At 49.7% G+C, this 9,552-nt stretch carries 6 protein-coding genes and 2 pseudogenes; all 8 read left to right on the forward strand.

Annotated features, from left to right (window positions below; genetic code table 11):
* The first annotated feature begins 14 nt into the window (after positions 1 to 14).
* The gene (locus ACQQ2Q_RS21510; RefSeq protein WP_428189189.1) at positions 15 to 431 is read left to right on the forward strand and encodes a hypothetical protein; all 417 of its coding nucleotides are present in this window, start codon (positions 15 to 17) and stop codon (positions 429 to 431) included.
* Between the two features lie 187 nt (positions 432 to 618).
* The gene (locus ACQQ2Q_RS21515) at positions 619 to 1,980 is read left to right on the forward strand and encodes a hypothetical protein (protein WP_428189190.1); all 1,362 of its coding nucleotides are present in this window, start codon (positions 619 to 621) and stop codon (positions 1,978 to 1,980) included.
* Between the two features lie 43 nt (positions 1,981 to 2,023).
* Positions 2,024 to 3,886: a hypothetical protein gene (locus ACQQ2Q_RS21520; protein WP_428189191.1), complete on the forward strand. Its 1,863-nt coding sequence runs from the start codon at positions 2,024 to 2,026 to the stop codon at positions 3,884 to 3,886.
* On the forward strand, positions 3,876 to 5,117 hold the full coding sequence (locus tag ACQQ2Q_RS21525) for a 6-hydroxymethylpterin diphosphokinase MptE-like protein (RefSeq protein ID WP_428189192.1): 1,242 nt from the start codon (positions 3,876 to 3,878) through the stop codon (positions 5,115 to 5,117). The genes ACQQ2Q_RS21520 and ACQQ2Q_RS21525 overlap by 11 nt, the downstream gene beginning before the upstream one ends.
* A gap of 130 nt (positions 5,118 to 5,247) precedes the next feature.
* Positions 5,248 to 6,447 (forward strand): hypothetical protein, encoded by a 1,200-nt coding sequence (locus ACQQ2Q_RS21530; RefSeq protein WP_428189193.1) that lies wholly within the window; start codon positions 5,248 to 5,250, stop codon positions 6,445 to 6,447.
* Positions 6,448 to 6,630: 183 nt separating this feature from the next.
* Positions 6,631 to 7,819 (forward strand): annotated as a pseudogene (locus ACQQ2Q_RS21535) (IS3 family transposase).
* A gap of 251 nt (positions 7,820 to 8,070) precedes the next feature.
* Positions 8,071 to 8,811, forward strand: a complete 741-nt coding sequence (locus tag ACQQ2Q_RS21540; RefSeq protein WP_428189194.1) for a 3-deoxy-manno-octulosonate cytidylyltransferase — start codon at positions 8,071 to 8,073, stop codon at positions 8,809 to 8,811.
* Between the two features lie 126 nt (positions 8,812 to 8,937).
* A pseudogene (locus ACQQ2Q_RS21545) lies at positions 8,938 to 9,456 on the forward strand (IS21 family transposase); the annotation flags it as partial.
* Positions 9,457 to 9,552 lie beyond the last annotated feature (96 nt).

Genomic DNA, 9,552 nt, shown 5'->3' on the forward strand with positions numbered 1-9,552 from the left:
GAGGGAACACTCAGATGCAATTTCCGAAGCGCGATAGAGACTTCAAATGGAACCTCAATACAGTCCTGCAGCTCGTAACATTAACGATCACACTGGTGGGCGGGGTCACGGTCTGGGTCAATACACGTCGGGATATCGACGAACTGCAGTCCTGGAAGACGGGCCATGAGAGCTATCACAAGGAGTGCCTGGCAGAACTGAAGGCCGGCGATGCGCGCACCGAGGAAAGGTTTCGCGGGATCGAGGCCGATGTTCGCAAGCTGACCTCTCAATCTGAAAACATGGCCTATCGGATGACGGTCGTTGAACAGTCATCCGCCAATGTCGCGCAGTCCATCAAGGAACTGCAGGCGCAGGTGTCTCAGTCATCGGGCGATATCAGGGTGATCAAGGAGATCCTGCAAAGGATTGAGGCTGGACGAGGAATGTGATTGCCCGGCTTTGTCCGCCGGCATTCTCGACCTTCTAGGTGTTGTCTTTATAGGTTTAGTGGTGCAACCGTGAAGCATTTGAATAGATTGGGATGCCGCCATGGGAAGCAGGAATTGGAAATTTGAGATTGTGAGCTATGTCACTAAGCCGTTGAGAAGCCTTAGGTCCAGTGTTCGTAGCTACTTGATGATCAGCATCAAGCGGGAATTCGACCGCCTGAGGGCCGATCTTGCCCGCGAGATCATCGCTCAGACCAAAGATGTGCGGAATGAGATCAGAAAACTGCAAAACGAACTTCGTGACGAAATGCATGGATTGCGTCAAACTGTGAATCTCGTCGCCCGTCAATGCTCAACTAAATCAAAGAGGATACGCTGTCTTTTCTTGGTGCACGCCGTCGAATCATGGGACGCTCAGATCGAAATTTGGCGATCGATGAAATCAGATGATCGATTTGAACCTTTGGTAGCGTCGATAAACCGCAAGTTCCCCGGAGATGGGGGATTCGGAGGCGAAAGCGAGACAAGTGCTGCCTTGGATGAATTGGGAGTACCCCACCTTAGGTTGGGTGCAGAGGTTTCCGCCGTCGCTATTGATATTCTGAGAGGACTTGCTCCTGATATTATATTCCGGCAGTCGCAATGGGAGGCAGATGTGCCCCCCGAATTCTCGACAAAAAATCTTGGCTTCGCTCGCCTTTGCTGCATCCCCTACAGCACGCCGATAATTGCAAAATACTCCAACGGAGAAACTGGCGAGACCACAATCAGCCCAAAAGGCTTTGACCAGTATTTTCACCGGATGGCATGGAGAGTGTTCTGCGAGACAGAGCTGACGCGAAACTACTTTTTGCAGTTCCAACATAGTGATCCGTCAAAATTTATCGTATCCGGCTATCCTAAATTGGATGTGCTCTTGGGATCGAAGAAAGAGTATGTAGGTGACAGAAGTTCCACCGGGCGTTTTAAAGTCATTTGGGCTCCGCATTGGTCAATTCGTGGAGACTGGTTGGGTTTTGGCACTTTTGACAAAATCTGCGCGGACTTCTTGGAATTTGCAAAAATCAACCCCGGTATCGATTTTGCAATGAAACCGCATCCGGCGCTTTTCAAGACCGTCGTTAGTGTGGGCGCGATGTCTTCTGATGAGCTGGGGCAATTTATCTGCAAATGGGAAGAATTGGCCAATTGCAGCATTGAGTCTGGGCCTTATTCGGCGCTATTTGCTCAGTCTGACATGATGGTCACTGATGGCATATCATTTCTCACCGAGTATCCTGTGCTCGAAAAACCATTGGTTTTTATCGACTCTGGACGACACGTACCAATGAACTCCCTGGGTGACCTAGCACTATCGGCATCACACACTGTGTTTGATTTCGATTCGATTGCCAAGGCGATCGAATATTACCGATGTGGTGGAGATTGGAAGTGGAAAGAGGAACGAACTGCCTTGTTGGAGGCGCTTATGCCCAATAGGAACAGGTCAGTTGCAGCGATTGTTGAGAACATCGTGGAGAGCCTCAGGTCTGAGGGGTGGGCATGCTGAAATTGACGAAAATTGTAGTACGCGAAAAAAAAGGCTAGGGTAGATGGGACCAGTTGTGACGAATGCGGAGGCGAATTCCGACAAACTATTGGTGCATCGCCTCATCCGTCCAGATCCCCAAATCAATCGCGAGCAGAACCTATTCTATCATGTTGTGGGTATCGCTGGGTATTCGGAGCTCGAAGACAAATATTTCGTCACATCGGGCGGGGAGTTGAGCTTTGATAGCTATTTCAACAGTTTCCCTCTGAATGCATATGACCTATCCGGGGACTTAGAGCTGGAGCTACGTGTCAGGATCCGCGGCCGTTGCTGTGTTCAAGTGATCCAGGCAGAATATGGTAAAGTCGATAAAAAACTGGCTGAGGTGGCATTGGAAGGTGTCGATGCAGATGCATTTATCCCTATCTCGCCTACGTCGTCGAATGCATTATTGTTCGTTAGAGTGTCGTCCGACGAAACGGTAATTATTGATGATCTGGACTACCTGATCTCTGGGGGGGGACCCAATAGCGTATCATTGAGAGCGGTTATAACGACTTTCAAGCGCAATGATGCTGTGCAGGCGACCTGCTTGAAATTGCAGCAGTATTTCTCGACGAATGTTGATTTAAAGGACGCATTCAGGCTCTTCGTGGTCGACAACGGTGGTGAGACCAAGAGTGTTCCATTTTCTCAGGGGGAAGTGATACAGAACGATAATTATGGTGGGGCAGGTGGTTTCGCTCGTGGCCTGCTAGCCACTGTAGACGAAGGTTGGGCCACTCATGTTCTGTTCATGGATGATGATGCGAGCTTCTTTCCTGAAACACTCAGAAGAACAATGTCAATCCTGCGGTATTCGAAGCATTCGGATTTGGCAGTGAGCGGTGCAATGATCGCACAGGAAAGCAAACAGCGAATGTGGGAGAACGGTGCCCATTTCGATAGGCGTTGCAGGCCCTATGATAGCGGAAGAGATCTGGGGAACTTCGAGAGCGTGCTATCTATCGCTTCAGAGGCTCGGCCCTCGCATAAGGGCAGGTATGGCGCATGGTGGTATTTCTGTTTTCCTGTCGCAGCAGTGAAACACTGGCCGTTTCCCTTCTTCGTCAGGGGAGACGACATCTTTTTTTCCTTATCCAACTCGTTTCGCATAAAGAATTTCGTTGGTATTGCAAGCCATCAGGAATCTTTTTCAGGTAAGCAGTCACCATTCACCATCTATCTAGATCTGAGGAACCACCTCGTTCAGCATCTGTCATTTGGAAAGATGGAGATCGGGCGTTTTAATCTGATTGCAATGGCGTGGAGTTTCTTCTTTAGGTTCAACAACACCTACCATTACGAGAGCGCAAAAGCGATAAACCTCGCTTTGTCTGACTTGCTTAAGGGAGTGCCCTTTTGGAGCGAGCAGGATGATCTAGTGGAACGTCGTGCGTTGTTTTCGAAATTTGTGGTCAACGAAAGAATGCGCCCCCAATTTGCTGTCGAGCTCTCCCAGGTTCATCGACCTGGAGGCAAAGAATCCGTTTCTAGATATCTTGTTCGGAGATTAAGTTTGAACGGGCATCTTTTGCCAAAGTCACTCTTGTATTCAAAAAAAGCGCTTTTTTCACCTTTGAGCAGGCCAACAGAGAGGGGATCGTTCTGTCGAAAAGAAGTGATTGTGGCCGATCTTCGGAAGGGAGAAGGATATACATGTCACCGAGATAGCGCCGCTTACTTCGCAAACTTGGCTGAGTTTTTGGCCCTCGCTGGGAAGGTTGTGCTAAATTACAATTGGCTTCGCAAGGAATATGGTAAAGCATTGCATTCGCTCGCGAGCGAGGCATTTTGGCGATCTAAGACATCCTCTCGTCCGGAATCAAGATCTGTGCGCCAAGCTGACTGCTCTCCGGCCGGAGGTGAGCACGATGGTTGTTAACCTAACCCTTGGGAAAGTGAAGGAGCTGTTTGCCACATGGAAAGGTCCTTCAAAATACCCTTCCTTGTCCAGCGCACGGTCCAAGCGGATCGATCGGTTCAACTTTTCGCCTGAGTTGGCACGGAAGGTCGAGCGCGCTAAACGATGTTTCATTGTCGGGCTTGGTCCAAGTATATCAAAAATAAACAGCAATGCGTTTTTAGATACTGATCTAGTAATTGGAGTTAATAAAGTACTCCGTACTCATTTTTGTCCAGATATTGTTTGCGTATCGGATCCATCCAGGCTTGACCTCACGAATTCGCATAAACTCTCAAAGCTGATCACCGTCAAGCATCTGGAGGTCGAACGACGGGCGGATCTGGCTACGCTTGATCAGGCGAAAATTTACTCCGATATTGAGGTGCATTTCCCACTTACAAAGACATGGGATCACGTTGATTCTTTCGATAAGCGGTTCAAAAAGATCTTTTGGGGTGGGGCTGTCATTACTGACCTGGCTATACCATTGGCTGTATACCTCGGAATCAAAGAAATCCACGTGATTGGAATGGATGATATCCGGCGTAGTTGGCCGATGACACATGCAACAGGGAGAGAAGAAGCGAACGAACCGCCTGACTCCGCATTAGTTTTCCATCTGCATGAACGAGTAGCTAAACTGGCCGCCCTTGCTGGCGCCACGGTAAATAATGCTTCTCTCGGCGGCTTTTTGTTTGCCTTCCCTCGATCAAGCCTGCCGAATCTCATCCCAAACAGTATTTCTCGATCGTTTAACGGGGAATGTGATGGAAAGTACATCGTGGTCGGTAATCGAATTGCGAAGTTGATTCGGCATAGTCTGTCAGACAATGTTTATCACATCCGTGATGGAGCCGGAGATTTTTTGAGTCACGCAAGCGGTAAAGTTGGTTTTCGGTCAGTTGAGCTATCACAGGAAAAGGAGTTTATCCTGGAGCCTTCATTTGTTAATGCAAACTGGATTTCATTGAGGATCAAGTCTCGTGATTATCGCTACGTCACGTCGTACGGGCGGCCATCGGACTATCGTGTGAGGCATATCAACTCAGCCTTCAGCCCATACTTTTCATCGTTTCCAGTTTTTGAGGATGAAGCTGAGGCTAAGCGACGCGCGAAATTGCACGATAGGTTGGTTGGGGCTGATCGGAATCTAGCAGAAATTGCCAATGCAATGGCAGCCGAAGATCAAAGCATGCTCAATCGAAAGTAGCTTATTATCTCCTGCTGGTAAGGCGCTGCCAAAATTCATTCTGTTAGGGAAACTGCATCTGAAGTATTATATGTGAAACATTAAGCATAATTGAAATAGAATTGTTGGTGCGAGGTGGATTGTTCAGGTTATGATTGGGTTTTTTATACGAATATTCAATTATGCGAATAATCACATTAAGAATGTGATGTATAAAATACGAGTTTACATTTTTTCTGCGCGTTACAGAGTGGACTATATAAATCCGATAGTAATTCCAGAATCAGTTGATGCTGAGAGGCGCCCTCCAGAATCCATTGTTCAGAATTTTTCTGGGCGACTTTCGAGGTTTGACTACAAAACTATATTCTATGATGCCTACGTAAATCATGGTGGGCGCGGAGTAAGACTTTGTGGCCCACCGTTGAGGAACCTCAGTGAATATGTTGCTTCTTCTGTTTTCCGAATTGATGGAAATGATATCAGCGACAATATTCGCTTAAAGGATGAAAGCAAGAAGCAAAAGAGCCGAATTGTTGGGCGGAAGGGCAGAGAACTTACTGTAATTAATGAAGATTTTGAAATTAGTGTACCTATTTCACTGTCTGATAGTCGTACCTTCAGGTCAAAAAATGTACTAGTTACGTTGAATAAAGATAACCTATTTAGTTGGATTTTTACTTGGGCTAGTTTTTACGTCAAGGCTCATGGTGTAAATGCGTTGCTTATATACGATACCGGTTCCACGAACTATACAGCTGATGAGTTGTGTCATATGCTTTCGCTAGTCCCTGGAATTGAAGCAGTCGTTGTCGTTCATTGGCCATTCGTCATCGGGCCTTTCATGGAGAGGCCTGGGGTGAAAGCCGAGGCTGACTATATGCAGGTCGCGATGCTAGACCACGCACGTGAGAAGTATCTGAGTGCGGCCAGAAGTGTTATTCACTGTGATGTAGATGAGCTTATTTACTCAAACAGCGGAGTATCTATTTGTGATGCCGTACAAATTGCACCCAACGGAGCCATCCTAGTTCCCGGTATATGGATTTCCTCAGAAACAGTTTCTTCTCGACGACCACTAATACATTGTGACTTTCGACATTTAGATCCAACAATGGACCCGTGCTTGCCGAAATGGGCTTTTAGCCCGGTTCGTTTGTCGGATGGCGCTGACTTGCAGGTTCACAGAATAGGGCGCATTGGGCCGCTTGTGGCCGATGATCGTTTTCGGCTCGCACATTTCCGGGGAATAAGTACAAATTGGAGAGAATACCGGACAAATTATGATTCACCATCTCAATACAGTGCGGTGTGTGAAGACATTTGTCACTTTATTCGACCTTTCCTATAGGGTTTGTTCGATGTTTGGTGCCGTTGTGCCGGTGCGGATGTTTAATTCGTATTTCGGAGTTTATTAAGTATTTTTGGGGGGTGACCTTCTCAGGTGCTCTGATTGCTCTGATCCCCAAAAACTGGACCGTTCATAATTGGAGTTTTCCGCGATAACCTCCCGGCTGGGAGAAGGAGCGGAAGCATGAAGGCATCGAAGTTCTCGGACGCCCAGAAGGCGTTCATTTTGAAGCAGGGCGACGACGGCGTGCCGGTGGCAGAGATTTGCCGGAAGGCGGGGATCAGCCAGGCGACGTATTTCAATTGGCGCAAGAAGTATGCGGGTCTGCTGCCCGACGAGATGCGTCGATTGAAGGCTCTGGAAGATGAGAATTCCAGGCTCAAGAAGATCGTTGCCGATCTGACGCTGGACCGCGAGATGCTGCAGGACGTGATCCGCCGAAAGCTCTGAGGCCTGTCCGGCAGCGCAAGCTGATCGAAGGGATGCTGGTGGACTGGGGCATATCGATCCGACGGGCCTGCAAGGTCCTGAAGTTCGATACATCGACCTACCACTACAAATCCCGCCGCACCGGACAGGCCCCACTCGAGCGGCGCATCAAGGAGATTTGTGAGACACGCGTGCGGTATGGCTACCGCCGCGTCCATGTGCATCTGCGACGAGATGGTTGGAAGATCAACATGAGTGAAGCCGGGAAAACCAACGATCCAGTGAATCGTTTGTCCGGCGGAACGACACGCAGGATTTACAGCGAGTTAGGGCTTCAACTTCGCAACAAGCATCCCAAGCGCCGGGTGAAGGCGAAGCTCAGAGACGATCGTCAGGAGGCTGTCGGGCCGAACGACGTCTGGGCAATGCCCTGCCCTGGCAGGCGTTTGCTGGCAAACGCCGAGAAGGGGACTTCGTTCACGACCAGCTCGCAACCGGCAAGAAGCTGCGCATCCTGACCGTGGTCGACACGCATTCGCGCTACTGCCCGGCCGCCGACGCACGCTTCACCTATCGCGGCGAGGATGTTGTCCAGACCCTCGAAGGCATCTGCCGAAAGACCGGCTATCCGAAGACGATCAGGGTAGACAATGGCAGCGAATTCATCTCTCGGGACCTCGATCTGTGGGCCTATGCCAACAACGTCACCCTGGACTTCTCACGCCCGGGCAAACCGACTGATAACGGCTTCATCGAGGCCTTCAACAGCAAGCTGCGATCGGAGTGCCTGAACGCTCATTGGTTCCTGACCCTTGCGGATTCCCGCGAAAAGTTGGAGACTTGGCGTCGATACTACAACGAGGAACGTCCTCACTCGGTGATCGGTTATAACGTCCCGATCGCCCTGCATAATCCCGGTGGCGCAACCAGCCAGCCATCGTGATCAGAGCCGGAAAACTCTAATTCCCGGCGGTCCAAGGTTTGGTCTCAGAGTAGAAAACCCAAGACTCTCCCGAAAAATGGAGGGAGATTGGGTCTCGGGTCAGAGGGAGTCCAAGGGCACTTCGTGCAGCTATTGGGGCGTAGCATTAGCTGGATAAACTCTTGGCAAACTCAGGGCCTTAGCGGTTTGACCGATGGGGCTGAGAAAGATAGGAGTGTGTCTGAAGGTGAAGGGCATGTGGAGAGGACTTAATGAAGTTAGTTGCAGTTATTCCGGCGCGGTACGGCTCCAGTCGTTTTGAGGGCAAGCCTCTGGCGCTGATCGGCGGTATACCAATGATCGTTTGGGTTTATAACCGCGTTAAAAAATCTGCGCTGATATCTGAGGTTTATGTAGCCACAGACGATGAGCGAATAGCAGAGGTGTGTAAGATCCACGGCTTGGCCCACTTGATGACAGCAAGCAATCACAGAACCAGCACGGAACGGCTGCACGAGGTGTCTCAGAAAGTTGACGCCGATTTATATATTTGTGTGAATGGAGATGAGCCCCTGGTGGACTATAGGCTTATTGAGAAAATTATACCTTCAAGTTTCCCGAACACGGTACCCTTTGTCGCGAATTTGACCTGTAAAATCTGCTCTGCTCCGGAGGTCATCGATCCAACTAACATTAAAGTTGTATTTTCTTCTCAGGGGAATGCGCAGTTTATGTCACGTGCGCCAATTCCGTTTCCCAAAAGCAGCCTCTATTTTGACTATTACAAACATATCGGCGTCCTTATATATAATAAGTTAGCGCTTACTTTTTTTGCCGACACCCAGCCGGGCTTCAATGAACGAATTGAGGACGTGAATGAGCTACGTTTCATCGAAAACGGTGTAAACGTTAAAATGGTCGAGATAGAACCTGTGCAAGGTGTGTCTGTCGATACACCGAAGGATCTCGAGAAGGTGAGGCAAATCGTGGCCGAACTTGACCTCCAACCATAGTTTTATCCAACTGCTGTTGATTTCCACTGAGAGCTGACCCGGCGCAGCCAGATATTTCCATTGAGAATTGACCCATGTTTCAACCGTCCCTCGCATGTTTTCAGCGGGGGCTCTGGAGTGATCGACATGGCGTTACTGAGCGTGATCCGACGCTGGCATTTTCGAGAACATCTATCGATCCGGGAGATTTGCCGCAGGACCGGCTTATCCCGGAATACCATCCGCAAATATCTGCGCGCCGGCGGTGTGGAGCCGAAGTTCAACGTGCCGGAGAGGCCGAGCAAGCTTGATCCGTTCGCAGATCGGCTATCGGCCTGGCTGAAGACGGAGTCGAAGAAGAGCCGCAAGCAGAAGCGGACGATGAAGCAGCTACACGCTGATCTTGTCAGCCTCGGCTACGAGGGGTCCTACAATCGCGTGGCGGCATTTGCGCGGGAATGGCGCGATGATCGTCAGAGGGAATTGCAGACGACGGGCCGCGGGACATTTGTGCCCTTGGCGTTTGAACCAGGCGAAGCCTTCCAGTTCGACTGGTCGGAAGATTGGGCGATCATCGGCAATGAGCGCACCAAGCTGCAGATCGCCCACACGAAGCTGAGCTACTCCCGGGCCTTTATCGTCCTGACCTTGCCCCTCCGCTCTAATCCATTTTGAAGTAAGCTCTGGCCCATTGAGAGGACCAGAGAATGAAGCGCAACCGTTTCACAGACGAACAGATCATCGGCATTCTGAAAGAGCATG

The sequence above is a fragment of the Agrobacterium sp. ES01 genome (genome assembly GCF_050320885.1).
Classification (GTDB): Bacteria; Pseudomonadota; Alphaproteobacteria; order Rhizobiales; family Rhizobiaceae; genus Allorhizobium.